We start from the raw sequence: 16460 nt of genomic DNA on the forward strand, positions 1-16460 counted from the left end.
CCGTTTAATATAGGATAATTAAACTATTTCATACAATTGTTTAATTCAGCATTCTCATATTTATAAAACTTCATTAATTTAAAGTTTGGGATGAAATAAATGGTACAGGAAAAAATACAATTACAAATGCTTAAGGACATAACAAATAAGTATGGTATTGAGATACATTTATTTAAAGATAATCCCATCATCCATTTGCAAAAAGGTAACTATCAGAAATTTATACATGGTTTTCAGTTTGAATTAAATTCTGATTCAGTGTCAACTATTTGCAAAGACAAAGGTGCAATTTCAATCATTCTCGATTTTCATCAAATTCCTCATGTAGAGCATCGAACTTTTTCTCTGTCTTCTCAAAAAACTTCGATTAATGAGAGTCTATGGACATCAATACAAAATTTTGCTCAAAAGTATAATTTTGATGTTGTTTGTAAACCTAATAATGGTTTTTCTGGACAAGACGTATATCATGCTCACTCTCAAAGAGAACTAGAGAAAACCGTACATAAGTTACTTTCTATTTATAGTGAATTTTGTATTTCTCCTTTTTATAAGGCCGAATTTGAATATCGTGTAATTGTAATAAACGATCGACCAGAATTAATTTGGTGTAAAGAATGCCTTGCTCTAGTTGGTGATGGTCATTCTAGATTGAAAACATTATTTTCAAACTATATATCATTATTAGACACTCAGAAGATCGCTAAACTTTTTAAGGATTTTGACCATTCTATTTTGACATCTGATCGAGTTCTAGCTTATGGAGAAAAGTTTAACTTGAAATGGAAACATAATGAGGCTCTAGGTTCCACAGTAAGTCTACATAATAATATTGACCAAGATAAGAAAGATAAGATTAGCAATCTTGCATTGCTAACAGCGCGTAAACTTAACCTTTTTTTTGCTTCAATTGATATTTTGGACTGTAATGATGAATTTAAAGTCCTAGAAGCACATACGGCTGTTACTATGGGTCCTGTGATTAGAAATTGTGGTGAAGAAGGATATCAAAAAACTAAAGAAGTTTATGATAAAGTCGTCCGCTATATGTTTGATATAGATTAAGAGTCAAGTACTTTCCTAATCAATCACAGCAGTAATATTTTATCAATATTTTATTTGATGTCTTTATTCTCAAGCTCATAAGTTAAGATGTCAGATTGGAATGACTCCAATCTAATGATTTCATTTGATTATCTTGTTTGTTTTTAAGACAGGTTTGATGCAAAAAATAACCATCATTTAAGACTATCCTTAGTCCTTAAGCGTAATAATGGGAAGCTTCTTTGTTCTCGATGGATTCTTTAAAATAGTTTTAATAACACCATTTTTATCAATAAATTCAGTTTGCTTCACTAAATATTTTCCAAATTGCTTCTTAATATTTAGATAACCCAGAGATAAATCTTGTTTAGCGAAGTTTATTTGATGACCACACTCAATTCGATTGATTATTTTAGTTACAAGTTCAGTACCAAAATAAGTTAATTTCATATTAATAGAATGAATAGTATCATCAGGTTGAGCATCAATTCTCGCTTGAGCAACAATATCGCCACCATCAATTTCAGATGCTAATTTATGGATAGTAACACCTATATTGTAAATATCCCAATTTAGTAATGCCCACTCAGTACATGCGGCACCTCGGTAATAAGGGCTTAGTCCCCAATGCAGATTTAATCCTAAATTTACATTATTAATAATTTCAGGCTTCACAATTGAAGTGCCATGCACTAATAGTAAATCAGGGTGAGTTTCTCTGATTTTTTGACAGACTGTAGGAGAATTGACACTCTTAACTACCATAATTGGAATATCCTTATTGAGGTTTTTCCAACTATTAGAAAAAAGCTGATCGTATAAATTAGATTTCCATGTTTTTAATAAGAATCTATCTAATAGTGTCCTGGCTGCACCGAATAATCCTTTGAATTTGATTAAGCCGATTAAAAATTGTGATGAGGATGGCTTTTCGATAACAACAAGGTCTACTTTATGAGTTTCATTGATTTTGTTAACAAAATAAACTGTTACTGGCTGTTTTCTGATAAAACAAACAATGCTCATTTAGATTCTACTTCGTTCCATGTAGATGGGAAATATGAATCCACAGCAAAAGACCCTGAACTGGGGGTGATTGAAGTTACTTACGGATATTCGAGAGACCATCGACCAGATTTGAGGCAGTTTGTGATGAATTTGATATGTGTTGGCGATGGAGATATCCCAGTGCTGATGGAAATAGCCTCAGGAAACCAATCAGATAAAGCAAGATTTGCTGGGTTGCTGGGTGACTTTAAACAACAATGGACATTTGAAGGACTGTGCATAGCAGATGGCGCACTGTATAGCGTAGACAATATAAATGCTATGAACAATTTACAGTGGCTCACGAGAGTCCCCCTGAGTATCAAAGAAGCATCAACCTTGGTAAATAATGAAGTTGAACTAAAACCAAGTACTGTTAAAGGCTATAAGCTAGAAGAATCAAGCAGCGAGTATGGGGGAGTGTCACAACGTTGGCTACTGATTGAAAGTAAACAAAGACGGAAATCGGACTTGACACGACTGGCAAAAAAGATTGAGCAACACCAGCAAAAATCTCAACAGGCACTGAAGAAGTTATCAGCCCAGGAATTTGCCTGTCCTAAAGGATACCGCTCCGCATATATTGCAGATGCTATCAGCGCGGCACAAAAATTATCGAAGAAATTAAACTGGCATGAACTTTCAGATATTCAGACAGTTGAAAAACGCCACTATGGCAAAGCGGGTAAACCAAGTAAAGATGATGTACCAAATCGCATTAATTATCGAGTTACGGCGATAGTTAACCCAATAGAAAGTGAAATATCAGCTCAAAATATCCGTTGCGGTCGATTCATTTTAGCGACCAATATTCTCGATTCAGAAAAGTTAAGTCCAGATGAAGCTTTACGTGAATACAAAGCACAACAAGGTGTGGAGCGTGGGTTCCGTTTCCTGAAAGACCCTCTTTTCTTTGCGTCCAGTGTATTTCTCAAGTCACCCAAACGCCTTGCTGCTTTGGGAATGATTATGTCTTTGAGTCTGTTGGTTTACAACTTAGGTCAGCGTCAACTGCGACAGGCTTTGGCTCAAAAGGCACAAACAATTCCTAATCAATTAGGAAAACCAACTGCTACTCCTACACTTCGCTGGGTGTTTCAATGTTTCATAGCAGTTCATCTAGTCGTTTTCCAAGGTGTTCAAGAAGTTGTGAATTTAACAGATGAGCGACAGCATATCTTAAAGTTTTTCAGCAAGACTTGTCGCCGCTATTATCTTCTCCCTGAGCCAGATTCTTAATTAGGGCTTACTGAAAAAGTCTGAGTGAAACAGAAAAGAAAGTGGAATTAAAAAGAGTAAGCGAAAAAATCGGCAGTATTAGAGAGTTTAGCCATAATACGTCCTAAGCTGAAGCGACGCTTTGCCTGACCAAACTTACCTTCAATCGCATTTCGGAATCTTTCATCTTCTCGTTGTTGCTTAATCATGCCTGGTTGTGGGTTAAGAGGAGGTCTTCCCAAAGCAGGGGCACTGATTCTGATGTTCCGTTCTTTACAGAATGCTCTGTTAGCCCTTGTACGATAAATTCGGTCGACATGAACCGATTCAGGATAGCAACCAAATCTTTGCCGATATTGCTCTATTTGTGATTGAAAGTCCCCTGATTCATTAAAATTATCCCAACTGAGGCGATCGAGAAAACAACAACCATCAACATAACTGACAGAAAGTTTTGCTCCGAATTCAACAGGAGTGCCAGCTTTACCTCGTACAATAGGACGTATATGAGGTTGAGTCAGACTAACTATTCGGTCATCAATGCGACGCGAACGGCTGCTGTACATAGATTGCTGTTGCCTGAATAGTTCATTAATAATTAACAACATACGATAACTGTGTCCCTTGAGTTGGGATAAGTTTGCGCCTTCGCTGATGAGAGTATCGATGTGGCATAAATTCCGCCGTAGATAAGCTAACTGTTTGCGTAATGCTTTTCGACGTTTTTTATGACGAGGGCGACGCTGCTTGGTAATTTCTAAATAGTCTTTTCTCGCTTTTTGGCGGTAAGTTCTGGGTTTCCTCTCAAATTTATCTTCAACTTGTTCGTATAATCTATCCAATATTTTCTCTGTGTGTTCTCTAGCTTGATTCAACAGTTTAATATCGGTAGGATAACTGATATCTGCGGGAGTACAAGTAGCATCGAGAATCAATTTTCCTTGATTTTTAACAGATGACGGCTCACTTTCTTTTGATAGTTTTACCCATCGATTCTCTTGAGATAATCTGCCTCCAAATGGCAGCTCAAAGTTTTCTACTTTTTTCTGAACCTCGTTTGTATTTCTGTACATTTCAACTGACAGGTGCAAGGTTTTTTAGTGATTATCTCAATTTTCCTTGGATTTGAATAGTCCCCAACCACCTTCAACTTTATTTATTGCAATCGTTCCCAACCTTTTCAGTTAACCCTAATTATTTTATGACGATGCTAACAGCGGAATGTGGGTTTGAACTAGGCAGAGGAATTTTGTTGAAATAAGTAGTAAATCCGAAACCCAAAGCGGATAAATAAATTGAGTAACTTTTATTTAACTTTTATTTGAATTATTATTGACTAATATTAATAAGATTTTTTCTAATTCCAAACTTATTCCCACAGTTGCAGCACCTAATCCAAAAAAAATTGCATACAAAGCATATTCTTTATGTCCTGTGATTACTGCAATAATAACTGAAATTGCCGTTATAAAAATAACGTAAATAGAAATCTTAAAAGATGAAGAATAAAAATCTAATTTGTCCATTTCAGATCCAAAATAATTTTATATTAATTCTTTCTCTAATCTTAATTTTAAATAAAGTCAAATTAAATTTTGTTTTGATAAAAAATACAAAAATATATTAAAAGTTAGTAAGCTATTACTTGACTATCAGTACGATCATCGCAGTTACCTATCAAGCTAACACCCTGTTAAAATAATATTAATAATAATATGACTTTTTTGTGAAAAATATTTAATAATTTGCTATCGAATTAACAATTTTTGAATCTCGATTTTCTGAAATAGCAAAGTACGTAATAGAGTCATAGGTTAAATCTTTATAATGAGCAACAGAATCAATTAAAAGTCTTTTCTATTTAATTTTTGCCTTGACAAGATACAATTGAGTGCTTGTATACTTAATATCTTACTAATTTAGATGCAACATAGCAATAAAGAACAAGACATAATCTTATCTTTACGTTTACGGGGTGAAACACTATTAGAACAGATTAAAAATGAAAGATCTGAAGTGAGTACTTGGCGAAATTGGCTCTATCTATATGAATTTACTAAAGTTGAAGACGATCCTTATATATGGTTGTCCTGTATTTTGGCATTACAAGCTGTATCTTTAGGAAATTATGGTGTAGGTGCGGTCATTACTGATGTACAAGGTCGAGTAGTTGCTGAGGGACAAAACAAATTACTGAAGCCTTACTTACGTACAGATCGTCATGCTGAAATGATGGCTCTTGATATATTTGAGGATAGTCTTCCTAATCTCAAGCAAGTTACTGACTTCAGTCTCTATACTTCTTTAGAATGTTGTCCCATGTGTACGGTACGTCTAATTAACACAGGTATACGTAGGGTATTATTTGCTGCCGAAGATCCTGAATGTGGAATGGTAAGTCAATGGAACAAACTACCTCCTTTTTGGCAGCAAATGGCTAAACGCCGAGAACCACCCCAGTTTTTTGGTAGACCCTCATGTAATCCTGAACTAATTAATGCAGCAGGTAAAATTTTTGCTTTGACCGAGAGTGAGTTAAGCAATATTATTGCTCAACGCTAGCTAAGTTTTCTATGCTTGGGCGCAGATCTCTATCCACCTTTTCTTTGAGCCACTTGCCATAAGTTAAACATTTAGCGATGGCTTCTAGATCGGGTTGAGGATTAAGATAAAACTCTAACAATTGACGTACTGTTTCACGTTGCTCTGGATAGTAACGACACAAACAATCATAGCAATAATAGAGACTACCAGTGTAACGTCTTTCCTGTTCCATTATTAATTCAAACCCAACACGAATCATACGCTTAACTGCTGCTTGAGCTTTGTATACATCTAGATCTTTCTGACCCAAAACCATAGCCGATAGCAATGCTAATTCTCTTTCCAGTCCCAGATAATTACAACACATTTCTGGTCCTGGTTTAAAATTAGGCAACAGAGATTGGACATTAATGCCTGCAATACATAAGGATTGTGTCTTAATCGTAGTTGCTAAAGTTGGATTTCGTTTGAGAAAATCTTTATGCCAAGTAGCATAACCAAAATCGATTTTAGTAATATATTCAGGATACTTACTTAGAATCATTGATGAAGCCTCTGATTCCCAATCTGGTGTACACCACCAAATAAATGGTTGTTTATCTGTTGGCTGAACTAATGCAAAAGTATCTAAATCGGAAAAATTTCGTACAGATGTGCCATGAACTACAGAACCACGTACATAGACACTGTGTAAATTTTGTCCAAATCTTTGTTGATAAACAGTAACCACTTCATCAATCAAAGGATGTACGGATTCTGGTACATTATCCATACTAGCTGGATTAATAACAGTGCCGTCAGCAGCTTGAGAGAAAAAACGTCCGTGAGGTTTAATTTGACGAGTTACAATTTTACTGCTGCCTAAATCTTTTTGTTCATTCTCTCTCATGGTGTATTGGCAATAATTGCTTGTTTTAAAATTTGAGAGGAAAAATCTTCCCTTCCTCTATAGGTATTTTCTTTTGCTGAAAGACCTTCAGAAGTTAAACCAAGATATACTTTCATGCCTTCACTTTTCTTTTTATTAGCTAAAGTATATACATCTGTCAATTTAGGTGGTTGATAATTGTCCAAGGATTTTGCTAAATTCGCCCAAGGAGTTTTTTCAGCAACATACATAGGGTTGAGGCGAATGGTGAAGGGAATATTCCGTCGATTACAGCTTTCTGCTACATAATCAATAGAACGCTCGGCTTCAACAATCGCTTCGGCATCAGTCATGTATGGACTAGGTTTAAAAAGTACATAAGTAGTTAGTTCACAGTCAAATTTGGCAATCTTATCCAAACCCAACTGAAAAGACTCTAATGGTTCTCGTTTACCTAAGATTTCCTCTCGAATGTGTTCATCTAAACTTTCAAAACCAGTAAGGATGTCAATCCTTTTACTGGTAATTGTTTTCAGTTGCTGAAGTCTGTTTACATCCAGAAACTCCAGACGAGTCTCAATAACCAATTTGGCAAGACGCGGTAAGCAATTCACAGCAGCAATAATATCAAATAGTGCTTCTGTGGGAAAGGTACGTTCGTCAAATACCGATCCTTCATTAGCAATAGTGAATCTATCAAGGGAACTTAAGGAATGCTTCATTTCGCTAATGACATACTCAAATTGAGCTAGGATACTCTCTGTGCCAATCCAAGTGCGAGACGACTTGTAAGGCAAAGCGCAGAATTTACACTGATATTGACAACGTTTAGTATTAAAAAGAATGGCAAGATCTTGCTCCCCTAAAAAATTACGATGTAGAAAAAAATGGGGGCGATTAAGATTAGAGGTACTATTACCCATCTGTTTAGATGGACCATAGGTCCTATAAAATTGTTCGACTTTTTTGGACAAAAGGTTTGTTGTGCTAACCATTGGCAGCTATTTACCTCAGAAAGATAGTGTAGATTCAGAGCAACATAGTACGAGCAAAAAAGTAAAAAACTAAACTTTTTTGCCCTATACAAGCCTAAGAATGATAATGGTATCATTCTTAGGCTTGTCACCACTTACATTAAGCTGATCAGCGTAGCAATTCTTAAATCAACCTAACTTCAGTATTTAGTTTGAATTTATTGAAACGGCTAAATCTGCGGAACCAAGTCACCAAAAAGTCAAACTAAATATGAAAAAAGTTTACATTGTTGCAGCAGTTCGTACGCCTATTGGACGTTTTGGAGGTAATCTTGCTTCTATTTCTCCAGTAGATTTAGGTTCGCATGTCATGCAAGCAGCACTCAAACAGGCTGATGTATCAGGGAAAGCCTTAGATATGTATATTTTTGGTAATGTACTGGGAACTGGACACGGACAATTACTACCTCGTCAAGCTGCTTTAAAAGCAGGAATTCCTCTAACGGTAAACGGCTATGGAATTAATATGGTTTGTTCCTCAAGCATGATGGCAGTTATAAATGCTGCCACAGCAATTAAAGCAGACGAAGCTAATTTAGTCTTAGCTGGTGGTGTAGAATCTATGTCTCAAACTGGATTTTTCCTTTCTCATCGTGCTCGATGGGGATATAAGCTTCTCTTGGGTTCACCAGAAATAGTTAAAGATATTTTAGTTATTGATGGAATAACAGATCCCATAACTTCGGAGGTGATGGGAAAACAAGCAGAGCGATTAGCGACAGAATACAAAGCAACTAGAGCAGAATTAGATGAAATAGCTTTTTACTCTCATGAAAGAGCAGTTAAATCTACGGCAGAATCTGTATTTCAGCGAGAGATTACTCCAATAAATATTAGTGGAGAAAAAGGTTTTACGTTGATCGACGAAGATGAAGGTATCCGTCATGATATTAATAGAAAAAGCCTTGGAAAACTTAAATCTGCTTTTAAGACAGAAGGTATGTTTACGGTAGGTAATAGTAGTCAAATATCAGATGGTGCGGCAGCTTTGCTCTTAGCAAGTCAAAAAGCCGTAGATGATTACGGACTCAATCCCATAGCAGAGGTACTAGGTGCTAATTCTGCTGCGGGTGAAACTTGGCGTTTTCTTGAAATGCCAGTTTTTGCCGTTAAAAGTCTTTTAGAAAAGCTCAATCTCAAAACCAAAGATATCGATCTATTTGAAAATAATGAGGCTTTTGCATTAAGTAATATTCTATTCAGCCGTATGCTAGGTATCTCTTATAGCAAGCTTAATCCATACGGAGGAGCAATCGCTATAGGACATCCAATCGGAGCTTCAGGGGCTAGGATTTTAGTTACCTTACTTAATGCTTTACAACAAGAAGATAAAAACTTAGGTATAGCATCGATTTGCCATGGAACTGGTGGTGCTACAGCTTTAGCAGTAAAGAGATTCTGATAAATTGAAAAAGTTAGATTGTTATTTGATTTATTTATATTCTTTCTATTTCTAGTACCGATAATAATCACTATCGGTACTAGGATTTACCGCAGAATCAGGGTTACGGCGATCGCATAATCTACGCTCACTTTTTATTGAGAATAGGAGCGGCAATTGAGAATTAACTCATCTTATTGCAAAAATATATGGCAGTAAAGATAAATATAATTTATGTTTCCTCATTTTCAAAAACAAAGAGCAATCTTTAAATAGAGCGATCCAATAATAAAATACTAGTCTCTTGAATTTTAATTTTTAACGCATCTGCCACTTCTGCTATACGGCGAAATCCCGCAGAATTATATTGATTGGCTTCGTCTCTTTGTACTTGCTGCTCTTTGACTCCTAGAAGATCGGCTAACTCTTTCTGAGTCATTCCCAGAGCAATTCTGGCTTTAATCAGAGCCAGAGGTAAATCTTGGATTGATGTAATTTTAATTGATGTCTGTTGTTGTCTTAAGCCTTCATATTCAGCAATTTCTCGCCGTATAGCATCAATTTTTTCAACTAAACTATTCTTACGTCCTAAAAACTGACGTGGGTGTAAGTTATCTTTGATTTTTTCTAATTCGATTGAACTTTGTTCTAAATCCTTCAACTTATTCTGAGTTACTTGATGTTGATGCTGATTTTGGATCATGGTGTTTTTTCCTCTATTGTTCAAGCAATTCTCTTGGGTCAATTGCGACGATTCCTCTAGGATTACCATCTCGATCTGTTTGAAAAAAGCCTTGAAAAGTTGGATCTGCTAATAGTTCTCCGCCAAATCTTTCTTTCTGAACGCTTAGATCCTCATCAAATATAGGATCTAGCAAATTGTAATCTATATTCATGTCATCATAGCAACCATCGAAGTCGTTAGGATATTCCTTATTGCTGATAAAACTGCCACCTAAATAAACTCTTTGACAGCCTGCTTATCCTAATAACTTTAGAATAGCTGACAAGCCAACCAAGATGTTCTGCCTACGATCGCCTTTGCCAAAACGATTTTTTAATTCAGTCCAAGATGTTTCATAAATTCCAGGTGGGAGAAAACCCCTTTCATTAAATTGGGGCAGCATACAAACACGATTGCATTATTAAAAGTTTGTACACAACATATTTGTTGTGCTTGACCTTAGATTAGCATAAATTGCTGAATAGCATGTCAATTGTTCAATAAAACGGTCGTTAAAATAGATTTTGTACTACCAAATATAATACAAAATCTATTTTCTCTCAAACGGCGATTGCTATGAGCATTTCTAATTTTCCATTTTTCGAGATTTGTTCATTATTGTAGTTTAGCTAATCAAAGTATATTATTGTTCTTAGTAGATAAGTTTAGTAAACAATTATCTTTAAATGCTTCTTGGTTATGCTCGCGTTAGTACAAAAGACCAAAATCTGGATTTACAGCTCGATGCTTTAGATTTGCATGGATGCAAAAGATTTTTTACCGATACCGTCAGTGGAGCAAAAACTGCTCGCCCTGGCTTGGATGAAATTTTGAAAGAGGCGCGACAAAAAGATGTAATTGTGATTTGGAAATTAGATCGGCTAGGGCGATCGCTCAAGCATTTGGTTGAACTTGTGGCTGAATTGAATCAAAGAGATATTGGTCTGAGGAGTCTTAACGATCCAATTGATACTACTACTGCTCAAGGAAGATTGGTGTTTAATATCTTTGCTTCTTTGGCAGAATTTGAACGGGAGATTATCAGAGAAAGAACAAATGCGGGATTGGCTGCTGCTAGAGCTAGAGGAAGAGTCGGCGGGCGTAAACCAGGATTATCTGAAGATGCTCAAAGAAAGGCTCGTATTGCTGCTTCCTACTATGAGGAAGGAATGCCTGTCAATCAGATTGCTAAAGATTTAGATATCTCTAAAGCTACTCTCTATAAATATCTGAGATGTAGACGAGTAGAGATTGGTAAGTATGTCAAACATAAATCCTAATATCGAAGTTAATCGATTTTCTTTTAGTATGTTGACCTTCAACGCCGATATTAAGCAGGCTGAACCTGTTCGATAATAATGGGTGCGACTTTTTGAAATTATTGATGCCAGTTTTCTAACTTCAAATTCAAAAAGTTTTCAAAATCGGAAGTGTTATTAGTAACGAGAATTAAATTGTTGGCGATCGCCGTAGCAGCGATTTGTCCGTCAACAAAGGCGGGAGTTTGACCTGCTGCGACGAGGCGAGTTCTTTCTTCTGCGTGCCAGGTTGCTGCTGTTTCGTCGTAAGGAAACAGGGGGATGTGAGGCTTGACTACATTTTGTAAATAGGTTTCAATAATACGGCGTTTCTTGGATTCGGGGAGACGAAGAAGCCCAAATAAAAGCTCGTGCCAGACAACGGTAGCCGTAGCAATTTCTTCTTGATGCGCTCGTAATGAGCGCATCACTGCGGGGTTGGGTTTGGGTCGCAAGGGTTCGGAAACGACATTAGTATCGAGTAAATAAAGCAGGGTCAAAAATTAACCTCCCGTCCTGACGAGCGATCGCGAACATCGGCAAATACATCTGTCTCAGTCTCTAATTCTTCTAAATTGTTAGAGGAGCGAAAGTCTTGTAATGATTTCCAGAAGCTAGATTTAGATGAGGACACGGGCGCTGAACTCGGTTCAGCACGCAGAGCCTTCGGCTCAGAGCCATGCTCCGCATGGCGATGGGGCGTTAGCCCCGCAGATGTCCGTGCGGTCAAACGCTGATATTCTGATGATGAGAGAATGACGGCAAAGGGTTCTCCTGACTGAGTAATTTCAATCGGATTACCCTGGCTTATCTGCTTTAAAACTTCAGGCAGGTTTTGATTTAGTTGTTGGGTTGAATATTGATTTTTCATATTTTTTAATAGCCTCATCTAAGGGCGGATAATTGGAATATCCAGATCTAAATTATCAACTAATCTTGGTTTTCCGTTGTTCTCAAACAGTTTATTTAACTTTTACGGCGGTCGGCTATATCTTCATCTTTGACATCGATACCCATTTTTTTTAACCCCTCTAAGATAAATTCTCGTTGGGTTTTGTCGGCGGTAGCTGCTTTAATTCTTAAGTCTTTAGCGATTCTAGGGGGAATTCTCAGGGTAATAGTTACATCCTTTTCAGGTTTTTCTTTATTCAATTTACTTTTTGCAGGTTGAGTTTTGGGAAAGTTTTCGGCTGCGAAATCTCCTAATGCCGAGGTATCAATATCTCCTAGTCCCTTCTTGATTTTACTCATATCATTTCCTCTTTATATCTATACATCATTACATACAGTTAAAAGTATTTAAGGCTATAAGCTTAACTGTACTTCTATCTCTTTTGCCAGGGCTTTTATTTCTTTGGCTGCTTTACCTTGAGGTTCGGCAGTAATGGGAGTTTCCCCACTAAATCTAGAGGTTTGATAGATGGTGCGAGAAGCGATCGCCGTATCAAATAAGGGGACATTAAAAGCTTCAAATTGCTTGAGGGTATGGTTAATAACTAACGTACCTGCTTTTACCTGAGTCAACACTACTTTATAAGGAATCTCCCGACGGGTGAGTTTAGCTGCATTGGCTACTACCTGTTTGGTTTTAAGTGCTTCTAAAACATCATCCTCTGAGGGACGGCAAGGAATGATTACAAAAGAAGAGATTCCAATGGCATAAACCATTGATTGATTGCCGAAACCAGCAACATCAACTAAGACGATATCGCGATCTGTAGATATATTTTCTACAGCTTCAATAATTTCCCCTTCGTTAGTTTCTGCTATATGGGGAATATCGGTAAGAGTACCTTTATCAAGCCAGCGAGTCAGATTACAGTTAGGGTCGGCATCCACCGCAGCAACACGCCTTTTTTTACTATGCCAGTGAGATAGCAAACTGGCAGTTAGTGATGTTTTGCTCGTTCCTCCCTTAGTGGTACAGAGAGTTATTATTTTTGTCATTACATCTTTATCAAATGCTAACAGCACGTCAGTTTTAACTGACAGTATGATTGAAGTCAATACTGATATATGGTTTTAATTTAATAATGATATACAGTTAGCTATAAATCATTATGTAATGATTTATAGCGTGGATATGGCGATCTCTAACAAAAGTGACGGAGCGTACAAATCAGCAATCCCTAAAGTTGAGTAATTACTGTGTCATAATGTTGAATATTAAATATATAAAATTTTATATATTAGTCATGGCACTTAATTTTTACGAAACTCCATTTCACGCGTTCGAGACTCCCAAAGAAGCCAGTAAATCCGTGCTGAAAACGGAGATGACCATCATGATTCGCGATATCATTGAAAGCTCTGGCTGGACGCAGCTTGAAGCATCTAAGGTATTAGGTGTTGACCAGCCAAGGGTTTCTGATTTAATGAGGGGCAAAATCGATAAATTCACTATAGATGCTTTAATCTCAATTCTCGACGATCTCGGCTTTAAGTCTAGCTTTGTTAGTAAAAATAATAACGAAGCGGAAATTAAAATCGAGCGGGTAGCTACCTCTGTTTAGTCAAGACTTTTTGGCTTTTGCCACTTCTGCCATTAGCTCTTTATATCTTTGTTTGGCAGTCTTCATAGCTTGTCTGTCTACCCCGTTGGTGGTTTTGGTAAAAGAGTGTAAAACCACTACGGTATCTAAATACTTGGCGATATACACGCACCGATAAGCAGGACTGCCATCGATCTTTAACTCGATTACTCCTGCTCCAATGCTACTCAACGACCTGATGGTTAAAAATGGAGTTTCATCTTTTTGAATGGCACTCAAGCTAACGCCAAAATCCTTTTGAATTCCCGTAGGTAAAGCCTTGTATTCTCGCTCTGCTGCATCGTTAACAAACGCAAATTTTTTCATAGGTGTTTGGGGCGAACCTTTAGTCATTAGATATTAATAAACTGAGAAGAACCACTCTCAGGATTGATATGAAGATAGCGTTCTGTTGTCTCTAACTTACTATGTCCGAGGGATTTCTGTAGCAGTCTTAAATTACAGCCCGATTCAATGGCATGGGAAGCGTGGGAATGTCTCAACCAATGACAGGAGGCTTTTTGAGATACCTCTGCGCGTTTGGCACAAGCTTTAACGATTCGGAAAATCATCGTTCTTTCTAAGGGTCTACCAGTACGGGAAACAAACACCGCATCAATTAGTCTCGGTTGCTTCATTATTAATTTCCAGACAGAAGCAGGAACTAATACCACGCGGGTTTTAGCACCTTTACCAAAGACGTTACATCTTCCTCCTTCACCATTCGGCAAAGCCGAATCGACATTCGCGAATAGCGAATGGCGGTGCGCTCCAGCGCACGGCTGTAAATCATCCCAGGTCAAACTACATACCTCCGACACCCTCAAACCACAGCCGTACATCAGACATAACATTGCGCGATCGCGTTCGCTTTTAGTAGCCTCAATCAGTTTCAAACAATCCTCTTCCGATAGTATCCGTTGGGCTAACTTTTCCTTGACTTTAGGACATTTAATATAGCTGCCGACATTAACCTCAAGATAGCCAACCTTAACCCCATAGCTAAAGAGGGACTTAATCGCCCTAATTTTATTAGCGACGGTAGAGGGCTTATCTGTTAACTGGAGTCGCCTGTGCCATAGCTGCAAATCCTCGATCGCTACTTGGGATAAAGGCTTGTTGATGAAGTCAAAAAAGCCAGTTACAATGCTGCTGTAACAAACCACGGTAGTTCTACTTTTATCTCCCAACCAAAGATAGACCAGATCGCGATCGCAATCGACGCGGGTAAGGACATTAGTATTCATAGTGCAACAAACCAAGTCATTTTGTTGAATTCAATTGAAGCTAGAACAGTACGCATATATTAAAATCGCCACTTAAATAAAGTAAATTCTTTTCTTGATTGAGCAATTAAAATCTACGCCCTGCGATCGCGTTCAATTAAACTATCAACTTTATTTTCAATTGCCATTAATCGGCGTAAAACCGTTGGTCGATCCTCATCTATACTCACTAACATCTTGTTCTGAGCTTCTTCGATGTTTGCCAATTTAACCGCAACATCTTCTAAGCGATTTATTCTTTCTTCGGAGAATCGCATTCTCTCGTCATGTTCGAGCTTATCTGTAGCTCTTTGCTCTAACATGGCTTGAATAGTACGTTCAATCGCTAGCATTCTGCGGTTGTCTGATTCTTGCTGGAGAATCATTCGCCCTAGTCTAATTTCATTTTGCTCGAATAGCTGCTCAATTCTATCTAGGCGATCGCTATTATTTTCGTTCGGGTTAGTCATTGGTATAATCTTTATAGGTTTTAAAACAAAGGGAAGCGTTACTGATTGGTCGTCGGGAGGCTTCCTTTTTAATTTTATTATCTCACTTACCAGGATTAACACTACAAGGGCTGGTATACGATCGCCTTTTTAGTCTAAATAGAGCAATCAATGAAATTTAAAGAACAGTTTTTGCGTGGAGTCAAAATAGAAGAATCGACCAATAAAATTCAAGCTCTGTTGGATCGACATAACGACAAAATAGATAAAAGCAGACATGATTTTCACCTACCTCAACTGTCCATCGCTGGATTACGTTTGCCTCATAACCTAGAGGACTTAGGAATTTTCTGTGTCGGTTCGCCAGGCTCTGGCAAAACCCAGGCAATTGCTAAATTAATTAGCGAATTAAAACAAAGACCTGACTATCGAGTTGTTTGCTTTGACCGTAATGGAGAGTTTACTGCCAATTTTTATAATGAAAAGCAAGATCTTATTTTTAATCCCAAAGACAAACGTAGCTTGGGTTGGAGTCACAACTGGGAATCCGCTAGTAATGAAACTATAGCTGCCAGTATAATTCCCGATCATCATCATACTGATAAGTTTTGGTCTGATAGTGCGAGAAACTTATTAAGCGAAATCTACGAGCGGACTAGCAATAAGGCGGAAATAGAAGGTTCGTGTCATATGGTGCAGCCTTATATGATTTCACACTTGTCAACCCCATTTGAACCCTATTTAGATCGAAATTTCTTATCAAAACATTGCCTAGTTTGAGTCCTTTTAGGCAATGTTTTTTAAATTCAAGACGTAGTTACAATGCTCTGAGATAGATGTTTTGATATATCCCGACTTCCATTTTCGGCAAAGTTTTTTTCATATTTATCATGCTAGAAAAACATTTGCATAACTTATATTTGGGCGATCGCTAATGATTGAAAATAAAATCGCTGTATTAGTTGTACAGCAAGGGTTTTAGCGACAGGCTGCACTTCGTTGCACGAACCTTCTATTTCCGCCTACTAAGCTAATTCTCAATTGCCGAGATCCTCAC

At 37.3% G+C, this 16460-nt stretch carries 17 protein-coding genes and 4 pseudogenes; 7 read left to right on the top strand and 14 right to left on the bottom strand.

Annotated features, from left to right (window positions below):
- Positions 1 to 99 precede the first annotated feature (99 nt).
- Positions 100 to 1065: an ATP-grasp domain-containing protein gene (locus I4641_RS16285; protein WP_229641635.1), complete on the top strand. Its 966-nt coding sequence runs from the start codon at positions 100 to 102 to the stop codon at positions 1063 to 1065.
- Positions 1066 to 1254: 189 nt separating this feature from the next.
- On the opposite strand, the gene I4641_RS16290 is transcribed toward I4641_RS16285, so the two are convergent.
- On the bottom strand, positions 1255 to 2070 hold the full coding sequence (locus I4641_RS16290; RefSeq protein WP_229641636.1) for a formyl transferase: 816 nt from the start codon (positions 2068 to 2070) through the stop codon (positions 1255 to 1257).
- Here I4641_RS16290 and I4641_RS16295 point away from each other — a divergent pair.
- Positions 2053 to 3330, top strand: a pseudogene (locus I4641_RS16295) (IS1634 family transposase); the annotation flags it as partial. The gene I4641_RS16290 and the pseudogene I4641_RS16295 sit on opposite strands and share 18 nt — an antisense overlap.
- A 71-nt stretch (positions 3331 to 3401) precedes the next feature.
- On the opposite strand, the pseudogene I4641_RS16300 reads toward I4641_RS16295, so the two are convergent.
- Positions 3402 to 4280, bottom strand: a pseudogene (locus I4641_RS16300) (IS5 family transposase); the annotation flags it as partial.
- 339 nt (positions 4281 to 4619) lie between these two features.
- A complete protein-coding gene (locus tag I4641_RS16305; protein WP_229641638.1) occupies positions 4620 to 4835 on the bottom strand; it encodes a hypothetical protein in 216 nt (71 codons plus the stop codon).
- A 397-nt stretch (positions 4836 to 5232) separates the two neighbouring features.
- Here I4641_RS16305 and I4641_RS16310 point away from each other — a divergent pair, with 397 nt between their 5' ends.
- Positions 5233 to 5871 (top strand): nucleoside deaminase, encoded by a 639-nt coding sequence (locus I4641_RS16310; protein WP_229641639.1) that lies wholly within the window; start codon positions 5233 to 5235, stop codon positions 5869 to 5871.
- On the opposite strand, the gene I4641_RS16315 is transcribed toward I4641_RS16310, so the two are convergent.
- A complete protein-coding gene (locus I4641_RS16315) occupies positions 5855 to 6742 on the bottom strand; it encodes a hypothetical protein (protein ID WP_229641640.1) in 888 nt (295 codons plus the stop codon). The genes I4641_RS16310 and I4641_RS16315 overlap by 17 nt on opposite strands.
- Entirely contained in the window at positions 6739 to 7644 is a 906-nt protein-coding gene (locus I4641_RS16320; RefSeq protein ID WP_229641641.1) for a hypothetical protein, read from the bottom strand. Before I4641_RS16320 ends, I4641_RS16315 begins: the two co-directional genes overlap by 4 nt.
- A gap of 322 nt (positions 7645 to 7966) precedes the next feature.
- Between I4641_RS16320 and I4641_RS16325 the strand changes: the two genes are divergently transcribed.
- Complete coding sequence (locus I4641_RS16325) at positions 7967 to 9157, top strand: thiolase family protein (RefSeq protein WP_229641642.1); 1191 nt, start codon at positions 7967 to 7969, stop codon at positions 9155 to 9157.
- Positions 9158 to 9404: 247 nt separating this feature from the next.
- Here the strand turns inward: I4641_RS16325 and I4641_RS16330 are convergent, their stop codons facing one another.
- Positions 9405 to 9839 carry a helix-turn-helix transcriptional regulator gene (locus tag I4641_RS16330; protein WP_229641643.1) on the bottom strand — a complete coding sequence of 145 codons (435 nt, stop codon included), beginning with the start codon at positions 9837 to 9839 and terminating at the stop codon, positions 9405 to 9407.
- Positions 9840 to 9852: 13 nt separating this feature from the next.
- Positions 9853 to 10263, bottom strand: a pseudogene (locus I4641_RS24440) (DUF6932 family protein).
- Positions 10264 to 10546: 283 nt separating this feature from the next.
- On the opposite strand from I4641_RS24440, the pseudogene I4641_RS16345 reads away from it, so the two are divergent.
- Positions 10547 to 11128, top strand: a pseudogene (locus tag I4641_RS16345) (recombinase family protein); the annotation flags it as partial.
- 110 nt (positions 11129 to 11238) lie between these two features.
- Here the strand turns inward: I4641_RS16345 and I4641_RS16350 are convergent.
- From I4641_RS16350 to I4641_RS16365, 4 genes are all read right to left on the bottom strand, one after another.
- The gene (locus I4641_RS16350; protein WP_229641647.1) at positions 11239 to 11658 is read right to left on the bottom strand and encodes a type II toxin-antitoxin system VapC family toxin; all 420 of its coding nucleotides are present in this window, start codon (positions 11656 to 11658) and stop codon (positions 11239 to 11241) included.
- Positions 11655 to 12029, bottom strand: a complete 375-nt coding sequence (locus tag I4641_RS16355; RefSeq protein WP_229641648.1) for a type II toxin-antitoxin system prevent-host-death family antitoxin — start codon at positions 12027 to 12029, stop codon at positions 11655 to 11657. The genes I4641_RS16350 and I4641_RS16355 overlap by 4 nt, the downstream gene beginning before the upstream one ends.
- A gap of 95 nt (positions 12030 to 12124) precedes the next feature.
- On the bottom strand, positions 12125 to 12409 hold the full coding sequence (locus tag I4641_RS16360) for a hypothetical protein (RefSeq protein WP_229641649.1): 285 nt from the start codon (positions 12407 to 12409) through the stop codon (positions 12125 to 12127).
- Positions 12410 to 12463: 54 nt separating this feature from the next.
- Positions 12464 to 13105: a nucleotide-binding protein gene (locus I4641_RS16365; RefSeq protein WP_229641650.1), complete on the bottom strand. Its 642-nt coding sequence runs from the start codon at positions 13103 to 13105 to the stop codon at positions 12464 to 12466.
- A gap of 248 nt (positions 13106 to 13353) precedes the next feature.
- On the opposite strand from I4641_RS16365, the gene I4641_RS16370 reads away from it, so the two are divergent.
- Positions 13354 to 13671 (top strand): helix-turn-helix domain-containing protein, encoded by a 318-nt coding sequence (locus tag I4641_RS16370; RefSeq protein ID WP_229641651.1) that lies wholly within the window; start codon positions 13354 to 13356, stop codon positions 13669 to 13671.
- Here the strand turns inward: I4641_RS16370 and I4641_RS16375 are convergent, their stop codons facing one another.
- From I4641_RS16375 to I4641_RS16385, 3 genes are all read right to left on the bottom strand, one after another.
- Entirely contained in the window at positions 13672 to 14016 is a 345-nt protein-coding gene (locus tag I4641_RS16375) for a type II toxin-antitoxin system RelE/ParE family toxin (RefSeq protein ID WP_369426819.1), read from the bottom strand. It lies immediately after the preceding gene.
- A gap of 26 nt (positions 14017 to 14042) precedes the next feature.
- Positions 14043 to 14936, bottom strand: coding sequence for a tyrosine-type recombinase/integrase (locus I4641_RS16380; RefSeq protein ID WP_229641653.1), 894 nt, complete (start codon positions 14934 to 14936; stop codon positions 14043 to 14045).
- A gap of 113 nt (positions 14937 to 15049) precedes the next feature.
- On the bottom strand, positions 15050 to 15424 hold the full coding sequence (locus I4641_RS16385; RefSeq protein ID WP_229641654.1) for a phage tail protein: 375 nt from the start codon (positions 15422 to 15424) through the stop codon (positions 15050 to 15052).
- A gap of 150 nt (positions 15425 to 15574) precedes the next feature.
- On the opposite strand from I4641_RS16385, the gene I4641_RS16390 reads away from it, so the two are divergent.
- On the top strand, positions 15575 to 16183 hold the full coding sequence (locus tag I4641_RS16390; RefSeq protein ID WP_229641655.1) for a type IV secretion system DNA-binding domain-containing protein: 609 nt from the start codon (positions 15575 to 15577) through the stop codon (positions 16181 to 16183).
- The last annotated feature ends 277 nt before the right edge of the window (positions 16184 to 16460 follow it).

The sequence above is a fragment of the Waterburya agarophytonicola KI4 genome (genome assembly GCF_020640915.1).
GTDB classification, from domain to species: Bacteria; Cyanobacteriota; Cyanobacteriia; order Cyanobacteriales; family Xenococcaceae; genus Waterburya; species Waterburya agarophytonicola.